General features: G+C 70.6%; 16 protein-coding genes. 8 read left to right on the forward strand and 8 right to left on the reverse strand.

Going from position 1 to position 18,818, the window contains the following annotated elements; all coding sequences use genetic code 11:
• Positions 1-84 precede the first annotated feature (84 nt).
• On the forward strand, positions 85-873 hold the full coding sequence (locus AFR_RS43590) for a methyltransferase domain-containing protein (protein WP_023361123.1): 789 nt from the start codon (positions 85-87) through the stop codon (positions 871-873).
• Positions 874-1,410: 537 nt separating this feature from the next.
• Positions 1,411-1,641 carry a hypothetical protein gene (locus tag AFR_RS13990; RefSeq protein WP_148307957.1) on the forward strand — a complete coding sequence of 77 codons (231 nt, stop codon included), beginning with the start codon at positions 1,411-1,413 and terminating at the stop codon, positions 1,639-1,641.
• Here the strand turns inward: AFR_RS13990 and AFR_RS13995 are convergent, their stop codons facing one another.
• Together AFR_RS13995 and AFR_RS14000 are read right to left on the reverse strand one after the other, a co-directional pair.
• A complete protein-coding gene (locus AFR_RS13995) occupies positions 1,642-2,202 on the reverse strand; it encodes a TetR/AcrR family transcriptional regulator (RefSeq protein WP_023361125.1) in 561 nt (186 codons plus the stop codon).
• A 26-nt stretch (positions 2,203-2,228) separates the two neighbouring features.
• Positions 2,229-2,840, reverse strand: coding sequence for a hypothetical protein (locus tag AFR_RS14000; protein ID WP_023361126.1), 612 nt, complete (start codon positions 2,838-2,840; stop codon positions 2,229-2,231).
• A gap of 77 nt (positions 2,841-2,917) precedes the next feature.
• On the opposite strand from AFR_RS14000, the gene AFR_RS14005 reads away from it, so the two are divergent.
• Positions 2,918-3,802, forward strand: coding sequence for a fructosamine kinase family protein (locus AFR_RS14005; RefSeq protein WP_023361127.1), 885 nt, complete (start codon positions 2,918-2,920; stop codon positions 3,800-3,802).
• A gap of 25 nt (positions 3,803-3,827) precedes the next feature.
• Here the strand turns inward: AFR_RS14005 and AFR_RS14010 are convergent, their stop codons facing one another.
• Both AFR_RS14010 and AFR_RS14015 read right to left on the reverse strand, forming a co-directional pair.
• On the reverse strand, positions 3,828-4,865 hold the full coding sequence (locus tag AFR_RS14010) for a carboxypeptidase-like regulatory domain-containing protein (protein WP_023361128.1): 1,038 nt from the start codon (positions 4,863-4,865) through the stop codon (positions 3,828-3,830).
• Between the two features lie 90 nt (positions 4,866-4,955).
• Complete coding sequence (locus tag AFR_RS14015; protein WP_041842170.1) at positions 4,956-7,082, reverse strand: MMPL family transporter; 2,127 nt, start codon at positions 7,080-7,082, stop codon at positions 4,956-4,958.
• A 276-nt stretch (positions 7,083-7,358) separates the two neighbouring features.
• Here AFR_RS14015 and AFR_RS44525 point away from each other — a divergent pair, with 276 nt between their 5' ends.
• Complete coding sequence (locus tag AFR_RS44525) at positions 7,359-10,760, forward strand: PQQ-dependent sugar dehydrogenase (RefSeq protein ID WP_023361130.1); 3,402 nt, start codon at positions 7,359-7,361, stop codon at positions 10,758-10,760.
• A 21-nt stretch (positions 10,761-10,781) separates the two neighbouring features.
• Positions 10,782-11,294 carry a hypothetical protein gene (locus AFR_RS14025; RefSeq protein WP_023361131.1) on the forward strand — a complete coding sequence of 171 codons (513 nt, stop codon included), beginning with the start codon at positions 10,782-10,784 and terminating at the stop codon, positions 11,292-11,294.
• Between the two features lies 1 nt (position 11,295).
• Here AFR_RS14025 and AFR_RS14030 read toward each other — a convergent pair whose 3' ends face one another.
• Positions 11,296-12,414, reverse strand: coding sequence for an FAD-dependent monooxygenase (locus AFR_RS14030; RefSeq protein WP_023361132.1), 1,119 nt, complete (start codon positions 12,412-12,414; stop codon positions 11,296-11,298).
• An 89-nt stretch (positions 12,415-12,503) separates the two neighbouring features.
• On the reverse strand, positions 12,504-14,096 hold the full coding sequence (locus AFR_RS14035; protein ID WP_023361133.1) for a GGDEF domain-containing protein: 1,593 nt from the start codon (positions 14,094-14,096) through the stop codon (positions 12,504-12,506).
• Between the two features lie 135 nt (positions 14,097-14,231).
• On the opposite strand from AFR_RS14035, the gene AFR_RS14040 reads away from it, so the two are divergent.
• Positions 14,232-15,752 carry a S8 family serine peptidase gene (locus AFR_RS14040; RefSeq protein ID WP_084298022.1) on the forward strand — a complete coding sequence of 507 codons (1,521 nt, stop codon included), beginning with the start codon at positions 14,232-14,234 and terminating at the stop codon, positions 15,750-15,752.
• A gap of 37 nt (positions 15,753-15,789) precedes the next feature.
• On the opposite strand, the gene AFR_RS14045 is transcribed toward AFR_RS14040, so the two are convergent.
• A complete protein-coding gene (locus AFR_RS14045) occupies positions 15,790-16,404 on the reverse strand; it encodes a TetR/AcrR family transcriptional regulator (RefSeq protein ID WP_023361135.1) in 615 nt (204 codons plus the stop codon).
• Positions 16,405-16,512: 108 nt separating this feature from the next.
• On the opposite strand from AFR_RS14045, the gene AFR_RS14050 reads away from it, so the two are divergent.
• Positions 16,513-16,938: a nitroreductase/quinone reductase family protein gene (locus AFR_RS14050; protein WP_023361136.1), complete on the forward strand. Its 426-nt coding sequence runs from the start codon at positions 16,513-16,515 to the stop codon at positions 16,936-16,938.
• A gap of 3 nt (positions 16,939-16,941) precedes the next feature.
• On the opposite strand, the gene AFR_RS14055 is transcribed toward AFR_RS14050, so the two are convergent.
• A complete protein-coding gene (locus AFR_RS14055; RefSeq protein ID WP_023361137.1) occupies positions 16,942-18,021 on the reverse strand; it encodes an alcohol dehydrogenase catalytic domain-containing protein in 1,080 nt (359 codons plus the stop codon).
• 54 nt (positions 18,022-18,075) lie between these two features.
• On the opposite strand from AFR_RS14055, the gene AFR_RS14060 reads away from it, so the two are divergent.
• On the forward strand, positions 18,076-18,816 hold the full coding sequence (locus tag AFR_RS14060; RefSeq protein ID WP_041840856.1) for a helix-turn-helix transcriptional regulator: 741 nt from the start codon (positions 18,076-18,078) through the stop codon (positions 18,814-18,816).
• Positions 18,817-18,818 lie beyond the last annotated feature (2 nt).

The raw sequence follows: 18,818 nt of genomic DNA on the forward strand, positions 1-18,818 counted from the left end.
TTGATGTCCAGAGTCGGTAATTCATATCCGGCCCAGGAAGGAAACCCGAACCCGGGAACCTTTACCAAGAGTTACCACCTGGAAATGATCTCGGACGTCGAACGCGTGAATCGTATCGTTCAGGCGGTGCGCGCGGTTGGTGACCCGGAGAAGTCGTTCCTCGAGATCGGCTGCGGGACCGGCATATTTTCGATCGAGGCGGCGCGACACTTCGGTCGGGTCGTGGCGGTCGACAAGGATCCGGCGATCCTGGAGGTGGCGAAACGTGCTGCCGTCCGGGCCGGAGTGGCTGAGCGCATCCGTTTCCTTGATGCGGACGTCTTCACTCTGTCGGCGTCGGATCTGGGCGGCCGGTTCGATGTCGCGCTTGCTGAGATGATGTCCATATGGACCATCGAGGAGCCACAGGTACTCGCTGCCAGCTACGCCAGGAAATACCTTCTAAGAGCGGGCGCCATACTGATCCCGGACAGCGTCACCAACATTGCCGAATGCGGTAACTATGACTTCGAGGTCGGTGACGTCGAACTCCGAACCCCGGTCGTGGAGTTCGTCTCGAGGTCCGCGTTCCGGCTAAACACCACATCGGTTGTCGCGCAATCGCTGGATCTGCAGACGGTCTACGAGCCGAAAAGTAAAGGCGTAATCGATTTCCGGGCTCTCTCGAACGAGCGGGTCAACTGCCTCAGGCTGTCCAGCTTGATACATCTGTGGCGCGACATCAACTTTTACTCGACCGACACCCTGATGCCCACCACGATTGTTCCGGCGGTGAACGATCTGGTGGTCAAGCGTGGTCAGGTGTACCAGGTCGCTTTCCAATACAATCACGGGTCGCCGATCGCCGATGCAGTGTTTAGGCTGATGGAGTAGATCGAGACTAGTTCTCCGAGCATGCGATCGCTTCGGTCAGGCGTCGCGGTCGCACGACTCACGGCGGCGCAGGTCGGCCTTCCGGTTTCTTCAGCAACTGCTCGTCCTCCTTTCGGGAGGCGGCCGCGCCGCGGAGGAAGCCCGGGTCGTCGCCCGGGCGATCGGCCGCGGCGGGCCGGACGCTCGCTCTTCGGGCAGGCGGCGACGAACCACGCGATCGCGCCGATCGGAGAGAAAGGCAGGATCAGCAGGAGGGCTCAAATGCATCGACGAATGCCGAAGAAGCCTCTCTTTGTCTGGGCAGTATCCGGGCAGAGGCCCCACCATGAGGCAGCACGGCGCGGTGTAGGGCGGGCGACAGGCCTCGCCCGCGCATGCATGCGGGATGATCCAGTCTTGCCAGGTCGTATGGTACCGGATCGACGGCCATGCGGGCGTCTCGGGGTGACAGCGGCCCGGCACAAGCACGTCATCATCGATCAGCCAATCGACTGTTCACGGCCTGCGCACCGAGTCGCGAATGCCACAATTGTGACCGTGACGAACCGAGCGTTGTATTACTTCGCGGCGCAGATGCGCGACGGCATGTTCCGTGAGCGCTTCGCCGAGCTCGGCTTCGACGGCAACGCCGGCGACATCGTCTCGGTCATCACGGACGAGACGCCTGCCGCGACGCCGGTGACCGGCCGGATGCTCCTGGTCCGCGAGGACGAGACCGAGAAGTGCGGCTGGCGGATGTGGTGGGCGCAGTCAGCCGCACGCACCTGATCAGCACATGAATGCGCCCTGCACGGCTGCGGCGAGACCAGCCCGGCGGCGCTCGTGGTCGCCGGCCGCGTCAGCCGGAGTTGCGGTGTACGTCAGGCTGCTGGGGGACCAGGTCATGGCCATGGCGATCACCATCGAGTGGATGTCGGCCGCGGACATGTCGGACCGGATCCGCCCGGCCTGCTGACCGGCGGCGATGACCTCGGTCTTGGCCGTTTCGTCGGCCTGCGGAAACAACGGCCCGGACGGTACGCGTTCCAGCCGCGCCCACGTGGCCAGCCGAACCAGTTGCGGGTGCTCCAGGTAGGCGTCGTAGAGGCGTACCGCGTAGTCGGGCAGGTCGGCGGTCAGGGGCGCCCGGTCCAGGATGTCGTTGACCTGGTCCTCGAGGACGGCGTCGAACAGGTTCTCCTTGCCCGCGTAGTACGAGTAGATCTGCGCCTTGCTGACCTTGGCGTCGACGGAGATGCGGTCGACACGCGCACCGGCGACGCCGTACGCGGCGAACTCGATCGCGCCGGCGTCCAGCAGGCGCCGGCGGCTGGCTTGGGATCTGTCCACCCGTCCAAGCCGCCCCAGCTCCGCCGTCACACGTCGGGGGTCGAGCTGAGTTCGCTGATCTGCAGGCCCCAGGGGTCGGCGCCGGTGGTGCGGTTCTCGTACGAGCCGTGACGCACGACGAAGGCGAACCAGTCGCCGCTGAGGGGTTCGAAGACCTCGCCCTCCTCCCAGTGCATCGCCGTGGGTGTCGTGCCGGGGCACCAGGCGAACCCGGACGCACGGGCCATGCCCGGGCCGCGCAGGTTGTACAGCGTGCAGCCCTTGACGCTGTTCACGGAGTTGAACGAGTAGGGGCCGACGTCGGTGGTCGTGTGCACGGGCACCCGATCGGCGAGCCGTTCCAGACTCGTGCGGTAGTGCGCGAAGGTGGCTGTGCCGACAAGATCACCGGAGGCGGTCCAGCAGCTGGCGGTGAACACGGCCGGCACCAGGACGAGTGGCCACAGCCGCCACCGGGGTGCCGGACCAGAGTCTCGGAGCCGCGCCGCCCCGGTCACCAGCCAGGCCGCTCCGACGATGGCCCAGACCCACAACGCCGCGACCAGGGTGCTGTAGTAGCCCCCGGGCACGCTGACGCCGTACAGGGTCAGGCCGGCGGGAACGAGCGCAGCCACCGCGACCGGCCACGGGGATCTCATGCGGAGCATCATGCCAAGGCCCCGCACCCGGGCGGCTTTCACCTAGGATCGGGCGACCGCGGCCGGGAGGAGCTCTGGTGACGGACTCGGCGACGTTTCTTCGCGGCTGTCTGGACAGGGCCGGGATCGGTGACGTTGTCGCCCTCGAGCCGGTCGCGGGTGGGCTGGCGGCGCTTGCGGGCATGGCAACCCGCCGGGACGCGCCCCCGGTGTTCGTCAAGGCCTTCGCCGACGCGCCGGACGACGACGTGTTCGCCGCGGAGGCCGACGGGCTGACGGCTCTGCGCAAGCTCGGCGGTGTGGAGACGCCCGACGTGATCCAGGCGGACCGGGAACTGCTCGTGTTGTCGGTGCTGCAGCCGCGGCCGGGCGGTGAGGACTTCTGGGAGCAGCTCGCGCATGTGCTGGCCCGCCTGCATCTGACGACGGTCAATCCGCGTTTCGGGTGGCACCGCGACAACTGGCTGGGCCGCCGCCGGCAGATCAACACCTGGGCCGACGACGGTTTTGCGTTCTTCGCCGAGCATCGGTTGCTGCGATGGCTCGGGGAGCCTCGCGTCGAGGCGGCACTCGACGCCGGCGACCGGGCGGCGCTGGAACGGCTGTGCCGGCGACTGCCCGACCTGCTGCCCGACCGGCCGGCCTGCCTGACCCACGGCGACCTGTGGACCCAGAACCTCCTGGCCACCGCGGACGGCCGCCCGGCGCTGATCGATCCGGCCGTGTCCTACCTGTGGGCCGAGGTGGACCTCGCCCACCTGTGGACGACCTCGCCTCCACCGGAAGCGCACCGGTTCTTCGCCCTGTACGCCGAGCTGACCTCGCTGGATGCCGACTGGCAGGCCCGGATGCCGATCCTTCAGTTGCGCCAGCACCTCGCCGTGCTGGCCCAGTTCGACAACGACTGGGGTGCGGCCGACCTGATCCGGGCAACTCTGGCCCCGTTCCGCACGCGGAGCTGATCGTGTCAGGATTGCACCGGATCTGTCACCGAGGCGTCGGCCTGCCGTAGTCGTGCGGCACGGTACGCAGCACCGCGGTCGGGGCGTCGGCCATGCCACTGCCGCCCGCACCGGTCGGCGCCGCCATCGTCGGGTCCGACGCGGGGGCTCTCCGGCGGATCATCATCAGCGCGAGCGTGCCCACACCCGCGGCTATGAGGAGCCCGCCCAGGATGGTGAAAAGCAGCAGACCACTGCCTTCGCCGTCGACCTTCTCGGTGGTGGCCGGCGCGGCGGTGACACTCTCCTCTGTCGCGGGCTCCTCCTCGGCCACGGGGGGAACGCTCGCCACGGCGGCCGGTGACGATGGTGCCTTGGAGGGGGAGGCGACGGCGGCCAGGGTCAGCCGCACCGTCGCGGCGCGGCCCCCGGCGCCCTGCACGGTCGCGCGGGCGCTGCGATAGCCGTCCTTGGCCGCGGCGACCGTGATGGGACCGGCGGCGATCGGCCTGCTGTCGTTCGAGGTGATCGTGAACTTGCCGCCGGCGTTCGTGGTCGTCCGGTAGTCATGCCCGGCGCTGTCCCGGACGGCCACGGTCGCGCCGCCGATCGCGTCGCCGCCGGCGTCACGGACGCGACCGGAGATCCGGCTCACCGCCGAGGGTGACGTGTTCGCGCCGCGTACGAGGATCATCTTGTGGTCGAACGCGGTCTGTCTGCCGATCCGCACGCTGACCGCGAGGTTGCGGCCGCTCTCCTCGCCGGCGCTCACCTTCGGCGCGACCACCGTGGCCTCGAAAGTCCGGCTCTGGCCGGCCCGGATGTCCGGGGCCGCGGAACACCCGGCGGTGCAGCGCAGGCCGCCGGACACGGCCACGAAGACCTTTTCGGTACGTTTATTATTGTTCGTGGCCTTGAACCGCACCCGCACCGTTTCACCGGACTTCACCTGGTCCGACGAGACGCTCTGAATGCGGATGGCCGGAGGGGCCGCCGCCACGGGTGCCGCGGACACGGCGAGCACCGCACCGGCCAGCACGATCGAGGCGGCGGGGCGAGACCACCGGGCACCTGTGCTCGTCAAGCCGAACCACCTTCTTCACCGCGTCGACGACATCGCGGCCACTATGCCCTGTACCGGCTGCGTTGCGCGAATTGCCGGCAGGCCCGGCCTTCAGCGCATACGTTCTGAATCGTCAGGCTGGACGAAGAGTCGCTCGTGCAGCCGGCGTAGCGGGGCCGGTGCCCACCAGTTCCACTCGCCGAGCAGCTTCATCAGGGCCGGCAGCAGCAGGCCGCGGACCACCGTGACGTCGAGCAGCAGGGCCACCGTCATCGCGAAGCCGATCTCCTTGACGGCGACCAAATCGCCGAGCAGGAAGCCGAGGAACACCACGCCGATGCAGAGCGCGGCCGCGGTGACCACGGGCCCGGACTTCTCCAGGCCGGCGCGGACGGCCCGGTCGCCGGTGGGGTCGCGTGGGTCCCGTTCCTCTTTGATCCGGGCGAGCAGGAAGACCTCGTAGTCCATCGAGAGTCCGAAGACGAAGACGAACAGCAGGACCGGGGTGGTGACGTCGATCGCGCCCCACGAGTCGAAGCCGAGCAGCGCGCTGCCGACACCCCACTGGAACACGACGACCAGGACGCCCAGGGTGGCGAGCAGGGTGAGGGCGTTCATCATCAGCGCCTTGACCGGCAGCACGACCGAGCCGGTCAGCACGAACAGCAGTACCAGCGTGGACAGCACGACGACCAGCAGGGCGAGGGGGAAGCGGCCGGCCACCGAGTCGCGGTAGTCGACCAGCTCCGCGGCGGCGCCACCGACGAGTACCGGGAACGGTGTGTCCAGAGCCCGGATCGCGCGGACGACGTCCCGGGACGTCCGGTCCGCGGTGGCGCCCTCGGGAGTGACGTCGAGGATGGCCGCCGGGCCGGCGATGTCGGGGCGTGGTTCCACCCGGAGCACGCCGTCCAGCGTGTTGACGGCGTTGAGGAAGTCGCGGACCGGTGTCCCGGCCGGGTCGGTGTCGACGACCACGACGATCGGGTCGGCCTGGCCGCCGCTGAAGTCGCGCTGCACCACCTCCTGCACCTTGCGGGCCTCGGCCGAGGCGGGCAGGGCGCGGGCGTCGGAATTCTCCAGGTTGACGGCGAACACGAACGGCAGCGACAGCGCGAGCAGGCCGGCCGTGACCGCCAGCGCGACCGGCCCGGGCCGGGCCTGGGCAAATCCGGCGAGCCGCGCGAGCAGGCCTGGGCCACGGCCGGAGCGGCCGACAGCCGGCACCCGTGCAGGGATGCGGCGATGCGCCACCGCAATGAGCGCGGGGACGGCGGTCAGGCCGGCCAGGGTCGCCAGCAGCACCGCCACCGCGCCGCCCAGCGCCATCGCCCCGAGCAGCGGTTCGGAGAAGACTGACAAACCACCCATCGCCGCGGCGACAGCGAGCCCGGAGATCAACACGGTACGGCCGGCGGTCGCCGACGTACGGCCGAGCAGCTCGGCAATCGCAGCGCCGGGGTCGGCGTCGCGCTCCTGGCGGAACCGGGCGAGCACCAGCAGCGCGTAGTCGACGGCGAGCCCGGTGCCGAGCAGGGTGACCACGTTGACCGTGAACGGGCTGACCTCGGTGAACGCCGTCAGCCCGAACAGGGCTAGCAGCGTCACGGACACGGCGGCCACCGCGGCGACCAGCGGGATCAGCCCGGCGACAAAACCGCCGAGGATCACCACCAGCACGACCAGCAGGATGAGCAACGCGACCGACTCGCCGAGGGCCGCGTCGGCGATCGCCTGGTCCTCGAACGCACGCTCGGCGAGCTTCTCACCGCCGACCAGCACCTCGGGGGCGTCGATGCGGTGCAGCGCCGCGGCGACCGCGTCCTCCACCTGCTCGCGCCGGTCGTCCGGCAGGCCCTGCCGCAGCTCGACCCGGATCAGCGAACGCCGGTTGTCGGCGCCGATCCGTCCGCCTGCCGCGTTGTACAGGTCCTCGACCTCGGCCACGCCGTCCATCGTGCGGATCTCGCCGGTGACCGCCGTGACCGCCTGGACCACCGCCGGGTCGTACACGTCACGACCGCCGACAACGGCCACGACCACCGGGCCTTCGGGCTGCAACCGGTCGACCCGCCGCTCCGCGAGTTGTGACGGGGCGTCCGGCGGCAGGCTGCCGGCGGTGGAGAGCCGGTCGAAGACCTGGCCGCCCAGGACCAGACCGGCGACGACCAGGACCAGCCAGGCGCCGAGGATCGGCCACCGCAGACGGGCACACGAACGGCCGAGCGCAGCCACCATCACCGGGACATGCAAGCACCGTCGCCTGTGGATGGCCATACCGCGTACGGGCAGCCCCACCGGCCGATCGACGGTCATCGGCCGGACGGACGGGCGGTTCTGGCCGGTCGGCGGACGGTCGAGTCGGTCAGCCGACATGCGGGCGTTCCCGGTCTCGTTAGGCTTCGTCGATCTCTGGGAGTGATGGACATCCATCGCGCCAGCGAACGGGGGAGGGGAATGCCCGTGCTTCGGCGTGTGCTCAGTGGGTTCGCCGCTTTGACGGCAGTTGTCGCGATGTCATCGTTTGTCGGCTCACAACCCGCGACAGCGGTCGCACTGCCGAGCGGTTTCCAGGAGCAGATCGTCTTCAGCGGGCTGAGCTCGCCGGTCGATCTGGAGTTCGCCCCGGACGGGCGCGTGTTCGTCGCCGAGAAGGGCGGCAAGATCAAGGTCTTCGACGACCTCGCCGACACCACCCCGGCGGTCTTCGCCGACCTGTCGGCCAACGTGCACAACCAGTGGGACCGCGGCCTGCTCGGCATGACGCTGGCGCCGAACTTCCCGGCCGACCCGTACGTCTACGTGCTGTACACCTACGACGCGCCGCCCGGGCAGACCGCCCCGGTCTGGAACGACGTGTGCGCCAACGCCAACGACGGGCGGTGTGTGGTCACCGGGCGGTTGTCGCGCCTGCGGGCCGCCGGCAACACGATGACCGGCAGCGAGCAGGTGCTGCTGCACGACTGGTGCCAGCAGTTCCCGAGCCACTCCATCGGTGACATCACCTTCGGTGCCGACGGGATGCTCTACGTCGCCGCCGGTGACGGCGCGAGCTTCAGCGCGGTCGACTACGGCCAGTTCCCCTCGGGGGCGCCGACCAACCCGTGTGCCGACCCGGCCAATGAGGGCGGTGCCCTGCGGGCGCAGGACATCCGAACCTCGGGTGACGAGACCCAGCTGGACGGCGCGTTGCTGCGCCTCGATCCGGCGACCGGAGCGGCGGCGGCCGGGAACCCCAACCTCGGTGCGGCCGACGCGGACACCCGCCGGATCGTCGCCAACGGCCTGCGTAACCCGTACCGGATCACCATGCGGCCGGGGACCAGTGAGGCCTGGATCTCCGACACCGGGTGGAACGCCTGGGAGGAGGTCAACCGCGTGGTCGACGCCACCGCGGGCGTGACCAATTTCGGCTGGCCCTGCTGGGAGGGCAACGCCCGCCAGTCCGGCTACGACAGCGCCAACCTGCCCATCTGCGAAGCCCTCTACACCCAGCCCTCGGGTACGCACACCGCGCCGTTCGTCGCCTGGAACCACTCCAGCAAGCTGGTCGCGGGTGAGGCCTGCCCGACCGGCAGCTCGTCGTCGACCGGCGTGGCGTTCTACCCGGCGGACGGCGGCTCCTACCCGGCGGCGTACAACGGTGCGGTCTTCTTCGCCGACTACTCCCGCCGGTGCATCTGGGCCTCGCTGCCGTCCACGCCGGGCGGCCTGCCCAACGCCGCCGAGGTGCGCACCTTCGTCTCCGACGCGGCCAGCCCGGTCGACCTCGAGGTCGGTCCCGGCGGGGAGCTGTACTACGCCGACCTGGGCGGCACCATCCGCCGGGTGCGCTACTTCCCGGGCAACCAGCCGCCGAGTGCGGTCATCGACGCGACGCCGACACAGGGCCCGACGCCGCTGACCGTGACCTTCAACGGTGCCGGCTCCACGGACCCCGATCCGGCCGACGAGGGCCGCCTGCGCTACGCCTGGGACTTCACCGACGACGGCATCACCGACTCGACCTCGCCGACGGCCAGCTTCACCTACACCACGGCGGGCTCCTACACCGCGCGGCTGACAGTGACCGACACGTTGAACGCGACGGGCACCGCCACGATCGCCGTCGCGCCCGGCAACGAGGCACCCACGGCGATCATCGACACACCGGTCGCGACCACCACCTGGAAGGTCGGCGACACGATCGGCTTCTCCGGTCACGCCACCGATCCGCAGCAGGGCACCCTGGCCGCGTCGCGCCTCGACTGGGACCTGGTCATGCACCACTGCTCCACACCGGACACCTGCCATGCGCACGGCATCCGCAGCTGGAACGGCGTGGCGTCCGGGTCGTTCGAGGCGCCCGACCACGAGTATCCGTCGTACCTCGAGCTCAAGCTCGTGGCCACGGACCAGCAGGGGCTCACGCACGCGGTGACACGGCGGCTGGAGCCCAGGACGGTCGACCTGACTTTCAACTCCGCACCGGCCGGGCTGCAGCTCGCCGTCGGCTCGTCGTCGGGCATCACACCGTTCACCCGTACGGTGATCCAGGGCTCGACGAACTCGGTGTCCGCGCCGTCGCCGCAGAATTCGTCGACGTTCACGTCGTGGTCCGACAACGGGGCACAGAGCCACGTCATCACCGCGCCGACGGCGGCCACCACGTACACCGCGACCTATGCGGCCGCACCCGTCTCGCAGCGGATCGGCTACACCCAGGTCGGGGCGTCGCTGGACTCCGGCGACGTGAACCACATGAACGGCTCTCGGTTCGTCACCGGGGCCGAGGCGGCGACGGTCACGTCCATGTCGGTGTACTCCAAGGGCGTGCAGGCGGCACCGAACAACCAGTACCAGCTCGCGATCTACGCCGACTCGAACGGCTCACCGGGTGCGCGGCTGGCCACCAGCACGACCGGCACGCTGACCGCCAACTCGTGGAACACCCGGCCGATCAGCGCGGCGCTGACCGCGAACACCCCGTACTGGCTGATGTACAACACCAACGGCGACAACAACATGAGTTACGACGCCGGAACGGCCAACCAGGGGGCGTGGAGCGGCTCCACGGCGTTCGGCACCTGGCCGGCGACGTTCGGCACGGCCAGCCGGTGGAACGCGAAGTTCTCCATCTACGCGACCACCGGTGCGGACACCGCCGCGCCGACGGTGACTTCGACCAACCCGGCCGCCGGTGCGACCGCCGTGGCACCCAACGCGCCGATCACCGTACGGTTCAGCGAGGCCATGGCGGCGGGCACGATCACGCAGGCCAACCTCGAACTGCGGGGCCCGGGCGGCACGCTGGTCAACCGGCTGGTCACCTACGACACGACCCAGCAGACGGCTACGATCACGCCGTCCGCGGCGCTGGCCGCCTCAACGCCGTACACCGTGACGGTCCGGACGGGCGTGACCGACGCGGCGGGCAACGCGCTCGCGGCCAACCACCAGTTCTCGTTCACCACGGCCGACCCGAGCGCCCCGCGGTTCGGGTACGACCGGGTGGGCGGCTCGCTCGACTCCGGCGACATGAACTTCATGAACGGCTCGCGCTTCGTCAACGGGTCCACCGCGCTGACCATCAGCCAGATCTCCGTCTACGCCAAGTCGGTGCAGGCCTCGCCGGGCAACCAGTACCAGGTGGCGGTCTACACCGATGCGGATGGCTCACCGGGCACGCTGGTCGCGTCGAGCACGTCCGGCTCGCTGACGGCCAACGCGTGGAACAGCCGGCCGGTCGCCGCGACGCTGGCCCCGAACACGGCGTACTGGCTGGTGTACAACACCAACGGTGACAACAACCTGAGCTACGACACCGGCAGTGCCAACCAGGGTGCCTGGAGCCAGTCGCGCCCGTTCGGCACGTGGCCCGCGTCCTTCGGCTCGTCGTCGCGCTGGACCGCGAAGTTCTCGATCTACGCCTCCTGACCCGGAAAGGTATCCCGCTTCGTGCGTGCGCTCTTTGTCATCGGCATCGCCGTGCTGGCCGGCTTTGTCCTCAGTCCTCTGCTGCGCGCGGACGCGGCCTGCGCGCCGGTCCCGGCCACGTCGTCCCTGGACGACTGGACCGACGAGCAGGTCGCCAACGCGCGTCTCATCATCACGATCGGCAGCGACCGGCAGGTTCCGAGCGAGGGCGCGGTGATCGCCGTCGCCACCGCCCTGCAGGAGTCCGGTCTGCGCAACCTGCGCGGCGGCGACCGGGACTCGATCGGGCTGTTCCAGCAGCGTCCCAGCCAGGGCTGGGGGACACCCCGGCAGCTGTCCGACCCGGCGTACCAGACCCGGAAGTTCTACGACAAGCTGCTCGCCGTCGACGACTGGCAGCAGCTGAAGCTGACCGAGGCGGCCCAGGCCGTCCAGGTGTCGGCCTTTCCGAACGCCTACGCGAAACACACGCGGGCGGCGACCACACTCGTCGGTGCGCTGAGCGGTTCGCCTGCCTGCGCCCCCGAGGGCTGACTCACCGCGGGCGCAGGTCCAGCGGCCGGCGCATCGGCAGGTAGGTCGCGCGGTAGGTCCGGGGCAGCAGCAGGCCGCGGATCCACACCGGTGTCCCGGCGCCGCGGCTGGTCAGGTCGGTCATCTTCGCGATGTGACCGACCCGGGCCCGGCGTCGCGCCTCGAAGCGGGCGCCGGCGGTGTCCCAGTCACCCTCGGCGAGCACGTCGGCCAGGACAAGAGCGTCCTCCATAGCCAGCCCGGCCCCGGCACCCCAGACCGGCGCGGTCGCATGGGCTGCGTCGCCGATCAGCACGCAGCGGCCCTTGCTCCACTCCGGGATGCGGACCTCGGTGACCGGCGAGTGGTACAGCCGGGACGGGTCGGCCATGAGCGCGTCGACCACCTCGGGGATCGGCCCCGCGAAGTCGCCGAACGTACGCCCGAGCCACGACGGATCGTTCTCGACGGGTCCACCCTGGACCGACGAGGCGTAGAAGTACGCCTCGTCGTCCGACAACGGGATGAGGATGGCGGCACTGCCGCGGCCCATCCACACGGTCAGGCAGTCCACGCCCGGGTTCGGTGCCATGCCCCGCCAGCTCGCCGTGCTGAGCAGCGCGGCGCGGGTGCCCGACGCCCCGAGAAGCTCGGTGCGAACGACCGAGTGCACCCCGTCGGCCCCGGCCACCAGCCCGTGCTCCTCGACGTGACCGTCGGCGAAGGTGACCGCCGCACCGGCCGTGGTCGGTCGTACCGAGGTCACGGTGGCGACCCGCCGCGACTCCCCGCCGTCCGGGGCCTCCGCGAGCAGGGCCATCAGATCCGTCCGGCGAACGAGCCGGGGCCGGCTGCCGGGAGCCCAGAGCGCCTCCTCGTCCATGGTGCACAGGAGACGGTTCTTGTTGCTGCGGTACTCCCGCCGCCGGACCGGACGGCCGAGTTGCTCGATGCCCTCCCCGAGGCCGAGCGTGTGCAGGGCGGCGATCGCGTTCCCGGTGAGATGGATGGCCAGACCGCCGAGACCGCCGTCGGGATCGCGTTCCACCAGGGCCGACGGCACGCCCTGCCGGCGCAGCGCGCGCTCGAGGGCCAGGCCGGCGATGCCGCCGCCCGCGATGAGGACTGAGTTGTCGGGCACGGATCTCCCCGGTGCGGTGGTGGACCAACGATGACAAAACGGTTGGCCAGCACCTTAGCCGGACGATCGGTCGGGCCGCGATCCGCCTCTTACGGCTGGACGGGCCGGGCGACGACGCGGTTGCGGCCGGTGTCCTTCGCCGCGTACAGCCGGCGGTCAGCCTCGGCGAGCAGGGCGGCCTGGCTCTGATCGCCCTCCGCCCGGACGCTCACGGCGCCGATGCTGACGGTCACCGGCAGTTCACCAGTTGTCGGTGCCCAGCGGTAGGAGGCGACGTCGTGCCGGATCGTCTCCAGCCGCTCGGGTGCGTCGGCGGCGCTCACGCCGGGCAGGACGACCAGGAACTCCTCGCCGCCCATGCGGGCCGCGAAGCCGTCGGGAGCCAGGCTGTCCTGCCGGGCCGACAACAGGACGGCCACCGCCACCAGGACCCGGTCGCCGACGTCGTGGGACAGCGTGTCGTTGATCCGCTTGAAGAAGTCGAGGTCGATCAGGGCGACCGTGAGCGGCGTACCGGCCGCGAGTGCCTCCGCCATGGCCTGGGGCAGCCGCTCGTCGATGAACCGGCGGTTGTAGAGCCCGGTGAGCGGGTCGCGGCGCGCCTGTTCCCGGTAGTGCTCGGCGTCGCGGCGGGCCTCGGCGGTCTCGAACATCGCCTGGCGGCTGCGGGCGCGGGCCTCCAGCTGTGTCGAGCGCAGCTCCTCGGTCGCCGCGTGGAAACGCTTGTACTCCTCGAACGCGGCCAGATGGTCGCCGGCTGCGGCGTACAGCTCGGCCTGTTCGGCGAGGCCGCGGACGCGGACGCCGGCCAGCTGGTGCTCGTCGCACAGCGACCGGCAGTGGTCGAGGCTGGCCTGGGCGCGGTCGAGGGCACCCAGGCGCCGCTGCGCTGCAGCCAGGGTCAGGGACGCCTCGGCGACGTCGTGCGCCTCGAACCACGGCGGGGAGTCGTACACGTCCCGCAGGGTCTCCTCGGCCTCGGCGTACCGGCCCAGGCTGACCTGGATGTTCGCGATCGTGTCGCGCTCGACGATGAGGAACTCGCGCCCGATCGCCCGGGCCACGGCACGCATGCGCTCGACGGCCGACCACGCAATGTCGACGTTGCCGGCCTCGTGCTCGGTGTACGCGAGGTTGTTCAGCACGAGCAGCTGCCGGGTCAGGTCGCCGATGCCGACGGCGATGCGCTCGGCCTGCCTGTACCGGTCCCGGGCCGCCTCGGTGGAGCCGGCCTCGGCCAGCGAGTTCGCGAGACGGATGAGATGGATGATGCGCAGACCGTGCGGCTCGTCGTCGTCGAGCAGCTCGACCGCGCTCAGGGCGTGTTCCAGGCTGGCGGCGTGATCACCGAGGTAGTGGTAGGTCAGCGCCAGATGGAAGTGGCTGCGCGCGCGCAGCGGCCGGCAGTCGTTCTGCTCCGCCCAGCGGTGGGTCGCCAGGAACGTCCGGGCAGCGGAGCCGAGATCACCCTCGCGGCGGCGCATGTCGGCCTGCACCAGCCGGGCCCGGTGCCCGAGAACCTCGTCCCCGGACCGATCGGCCGCCTCGGCCGCCGCGGTGGCCCGGGCCAGGATCTCCTGTACGTCGTGACTCTCGTGGTTCTCCAGCTCGTCCAGCTCGGCCGCCAGGGCGGCGACACGCGCGGCCTCGACCGGCGCGGGAACGGGCGACAGGTGAATCACCTGTGCCCTATCGGCAGGCGGTAGCCCGACTGAACAGGTCCGGCATGAACCAGATCACTCGGCGTTTCCCTTCAGGGACCGGCGGACCGGGCCGATGGCCCAACCACATCGCAACCCGCACGCTACGGAGGACGCATGGTCAAGCGGACAAGAGGAATTCTGCGTACTGCCGCGGCGGCAGTGCTGCCGCTTGCCCTGGCCGGTGGTTCCGCGGTTGCTCCTGCCGGTGCGGCCATGGCGTTCGGCGGTGGCTGGGCGGGGCGGTGGCTGAGCACCGCGACCGGTACGGCGGCCGGCACCTCACTGCGGGACGTGCGCGCCATCATCGGTGCCGACACCGGCGCCGCGGCGAACCTGACCGGTGCCGGCGTCGGCGTAGCGCTGCTCGACACCGGCGTCGCGCCCGTGGACGGGTTGCCCGCCGGGCAGCTCGTCAACGGCCCCGACCTGTCGTTCGAGTCCCAGGCGGCGAACCTGCGCTACCTCGACACGTACGGCCACGGCACGCACATGGCGGGCATCATTGTCGGCAACGACCCGGCCAGCGGCAGCCGGGGCATCGCACCCGGCGCCAAGCTGACGTCGGTCAAGCTGGGCACCGCCAACGGCGCTGTCGACGTCTCCCAGGTGATCGCCGCGATCGACTGGGTGGTGGAGAACCGCAACCACGACCCGGCGAACCCGATCCGCGTGCTCAACCTCTCGTACGGCAGCGGCGGGAACCCCTCGGCCTGGACCGACCCGCTGCAGTTCGCCGTCGAGCAGGCGTGGAAGGCCGGCATCGTCGTGGTTGCCGCGGCCGGCAACGACGGCAACGCCGCCACGATGCTCACCAACCCGGCGACCGACCCGTTTGTCATCGCGGTCGGCGCGGCCGCCACCAAGGGCACCCTGTCCACCGCCGACGACGACCTGGCCCCGTTCACCAACAGCGGTACGGCCGACAAGGTGCCGGACGTGCTGGCACCGGGCGAGTCGATCCTGTCGTTGCGTGACCCCGGATCGAGCATCGACGTCGCGTACCCGGGTGCCCGCAGCGGCACCACGCTGTTCCGCGGGAGCGGCACCTCGCAGGCCGCCGCCGTCACCTCCGCGGCTGCCGCCCTGCTGCTGCAGGCCAAGCCGTGGCTGACCCCGGACCAGGTGAAGAGCGCGCTCAAGGGCGGCACCACGCTGGCCACCGGCAAGGCCGGCTCGATGCGGCTCAAGGAGGTCAACGTCAACAACGCGCTGGGCCTGACGCCGCTCCTGACCAGCACACAGCTCTACGTGCCCTCGAATGGCAGCGGCAACCTCGACGACGCCCGCGGCCTCAGCCGGGTGGTGAGCAACAACGTCAAGCTCTCCGGCGAGTTCACCGTCTTCGGGCCGTTCCACAGCGCGAACTGGGCCGCGTACTCCGCCACCGGCAACTCCTGGGTCGGGGGTACCTGGATGGGCAACCCGATCGCCGGCAATGGCTGGACCGGCACGTCCTTCGCCTCCAAGACGTGGGGCGCGGCGACCTGGCTCGGAGCTCCCTGGGGCGGTGTCCAGTCCTGGACCGACCCGACCTGGTCGGGCCGGGCATGGTCGGGCCGCGCCTGGTCCACCGGCGCCTGGACCGGCGCCCGCTTCTCCTCCAGCGAGGACTGGACCACGTCACTCTGGGGCTGACCACGGCGAAGGGCACGGCCGCGCGCCGTGCCCTTTGTCAGGCGCCGTACCGCGCCACCATGGTGCGGACGGCTTCGTCCACCACCGCGGTCGTCCGGGCGGGGGTGACTGTCCAGCCGGGAAGCACCAGGGCCGGCCACAACAGATAGTTGGAGATCATCCCCAGGAACTGCGTGGCGGCCAGCTCCGGATCGGCGATGGCGGCGGTCCCCGCGTCGCGCTCGGTCACCAGGTACGACCGGACGGACTCGAAGTACGGCAGTTTCCCCTGGGAGAAGTGCGCCTTGGCCAGTTCGGGAAAGCGCGGGAGCTCGGCGATGACGATGCGGAACAGGTCGGTCATCTCCGGCTGGGTCACCAGGGTCGCGTAACGCCGGCCGAGCACCGTCAGACCGGCTGCCAGATCACCGGCCGGCGGCATGTCGGCGACGCCGGTCTCGGCCCACGAGGTGATGACGATGGCGTCGAACAACGCCGCCTTGGTCGGGAACTGCTTGAACAGCGTGGCTTTCGACACCCCGGCGCGCTCGGCGACCCGCGCCAGGGAGGCCCGGTCGTAGCCCGACTCGAGGAAGAGCTCGGTGGCGGCCCGCACGATGAGCGCGCGCTTCTCCTCCGCCACCCGCTGGTGATAGGCCGACGGTCGGGTCATGAACGCATGATAGCGAGGTGAGTGGCTTGACTCACCACTGCCGCCCGACGTAGCTTCGAGTGGTGAGTCGTTCGACTCACCATCAGCTTTGTCGGAGAAGGACGCCGCATGACAGCCCTGGACCATCTGCCCGACAGGATCAGGCGGGCCATCGAGATCACGCCCGCGGCCGGAACGCATGAGCGGATCGTGGACATCACCACGATCGGACGGCGTACCGGCCGGCCTCGCCGCATCGAGATCTTCTTCTACCGCGCCCACGGCGCCACCTATCTGTGCAGCGGAGCGGGCGGCGGCGCGACCAGCTGGCACGCGAACCTGCTGGCGAACCCTGCTTTCACCTTCCACCTCAAGAACGGCGTCAGGGCCGATCTGCCGGCGCACGCGTTCACGGTCACGGATCCCACCGAACGCGCCGACGTGCTCGCCGCCATCGTCGACGACCTCAACCAGCCCCACGACCCCGGCACGATCAGGCCGACCCGGTTGCAGGACTGGGCCTCCAGCAGGCTGATGCGCGTCGTCTTCGACTGAAAGTCAGCGGGGGCAGATCGTGGTCAGGTGGAAGTTCCTGGCGTGGGCTGCCGCGTCGGCGACCGCTTTCTCCGTCTCGTCCAGGGAGAACGTGGTCACGTCGAAGAGGGACAGGTCGAGCAGGCCGGTGGCGACCATCCGGATCAGCTCGGTGTTGGCCGCGGGCGGATACATCCACTGGCCGCGGACCGTGATGCTGTTGCGCATCAGCCACGGGTACGGCAGAGCAAGGTCGTCGCCGCCGAGCATTCCGACACCGCCCATCAGGACAACCCGGCCGTGCTCGCGGGCCGTCATCGCCGCCGCCCGCGCGGCAGCGGCAGGCGCCTGCGGCGGCAGCAGGTCGAGCACCAGGTCGACCGGGCCTGCGGCGGCGAGCATCGCCGCACGGTCGGCGCCCTCGTCCCCGGTCAGCCGCACCGGCCGCACCCGGGTTCCGAAGCGCCGGACCAGAGCGTCGAGCAGATCGGCATTGCGGCCGGGCGCCACGACGATGCCCGCACCCATCGCCAGTGCCACCGCGATCGCGATGCTGCCGTAGTTGCCCGTCGCGCCACTGACCAGCACCGTCTCACCGGGCCGCAGCTCGCCGGCCCGCAGTCCGCCGTACGGCACCAGGCACACGCCGGCGGCAACCCACCGTGGCGCATCCGCGGGATCGATGTCTCCGATCGGGAAGACGTTCTCGGCCGGTGCCAGAACCTGTTCGGCGAAGGCACCGTTGCCGAAATACCGTTGCAGCACTAGGCCACCGTCCCCGCGGGCGCTCCACCCCTGCAGCGTGATGTCGGGGGTGAGGCCGCCGTCGCGGGAGCGGACGGTCGGGTCGACGAGCACCCAGTCGCCGGGGGCCAGCCGGGTGGCGTCCGGCCCGGCCGAGCGGACCCGGCCGACCGCGCCGGGCCCGGGGATCACCGGCAGCGTCAGCGCGTAACGCCGGGCCCCGCTCAGGACCTCGCCGGTGTACGGCAGCACGCCCGTTGCGACCACGTCGACGACCACGTCCCCGGCGCCGGCCACCGGATCCGCCACCGTCGTGATCTCCACCGGACGGCCGAACTCGTGCAGGATGACAGCTCTCATGAGGCCAGCTTGCGACCTGCCGGCCGGGGCATCCAGGACTAGTATCATCCTGGTATGAGCAATACCAGGATGGGCGAGTTCCTGCGCTCCCGGCGGGAACGGCTCACCCCCGCCGACGTCGGGTTGCCCGACCGCGCCCGGCGACGCACCCCCGGCCTGCGCCGCGAGGAGGTCGCCGACCTGGCCGGCATCGGGGTCGACTGGTACATCCGGCTCGAGCAGGGCCGCGCGGTCAGTGCGTCGGCGGCGACCCTCGACGCGCTGGCCCGGGCGCTGCGACTGGACCCCACCGAGCGGGCCCACCTGCAGGAGCTGGCCGGCGGCAACCACCGCCCACCGTTCGTCCGGGAGAAGGTGCCCGCGGCGATCCGGCGGATCGTCACCAGCCTGCCGCAGCCCGCGTACGTCACCGGCCGACGCTGGGACATGCTGCTCGCCAACGCCGCGGCGATCGAGCTGTTCCCCGGCATGGTGGCGGGCAACGTCCTGGAATATCTCCTGCTGTCCCCTGAGGCGCGGGAGGTGTTCGGCATGAGCTGGGCGACCGAGGCGCGCCGGGTGACGGCCCAGTTCCGGGCGGCCTACGCCGTGTGGGCCGGGGATCCATCCTTCGAGCAGGTGCGCGAGACGCTGGCCCTCAGTCCCGAGTTCCGGCGCTGGTGGGAGCAGCACGACATCCGGCACAGCCGGGCCGGCGCCAAGACCCTGCGGGGCCGGCGCTACACGTACGCGACGTTCCAGGCCAACGACGATCCGTCCCTGAGACTCGCCGTCTACACCCCCGACGACCGGTGACG

Source organism: Amorphoplanes friuliensis DSM 7358 (genome assembly GCF_000494755.1).
Lineage (GTDB): Bacteria > Actinomycetota > Actinomycetes > Mycobacteriales > Micromonosporaceae > Actinoplanes > Actinoplanes friuliensis.

Coding starts and splice junctions, on each gene's coding strand:
- AFR_RS43590 (WP_023361123.1), top strand. CDS start 85: ATGATCTCGGACGTCGAACGCGTGAATCGTATCGTTCAGGCGGTGCGC.
- AFR_RS14000 (WP_023361126.1), bottom strand. CDS start 2,840: ATGAGATCCCCGTGGCCGGTCGCGGTGGCTGCGCTCGTTCCCGCCGGC.
- AFR_RS14015 (WP_041842170.1), bottom strand. CDS start 7,082: ATGGTGGCTGCGCTCGGCCGTTCGTGTGCCCGTCTGCGGTGGCCGATC.
- AFR_RS44525 (WP_023361130.1), top strand. CDS start 7,359: ATGTCATCGTTTGTCGGCTCACAACCCGCGACAGCGGTCGCACTGCCG.
- AFR_RS14040 (WP_084298022.1), top strand. CDS start 14,232: ATGGTCAAGCGGACAAGAGGAATTCTGCGTACTGCCGCGGCGGCAGTG.
- AFR_RS14045 (WP_023361135.1), bottom strand. CDS start 16,404: ATGACCCGACCGTCGGCCTATCACCAGCGGGTGGCGGAGGAGAAGCGC.
- AFR_RS14050 (WP_023361136.1), top strand. CDS start 16,513: ATGACAGCCCTGGACCATCTGCCCGACAGGATCAGGCGGGCCATCGAG.
- AFR_RS14055 (WP_023361137.1), bottom strand. CDS start 18,021: ATGAGAGCTGTCATCCTGCACGAGTTCGGCCGTCCGGTGGAGATCACG.
- AFR_RS14060 (WP_041840856.1), top strand. CDS start 18,076: ATGAGCAATACCAGGATGGGCGAGTTCCTGCGCTCCCGGCGGGAACGG.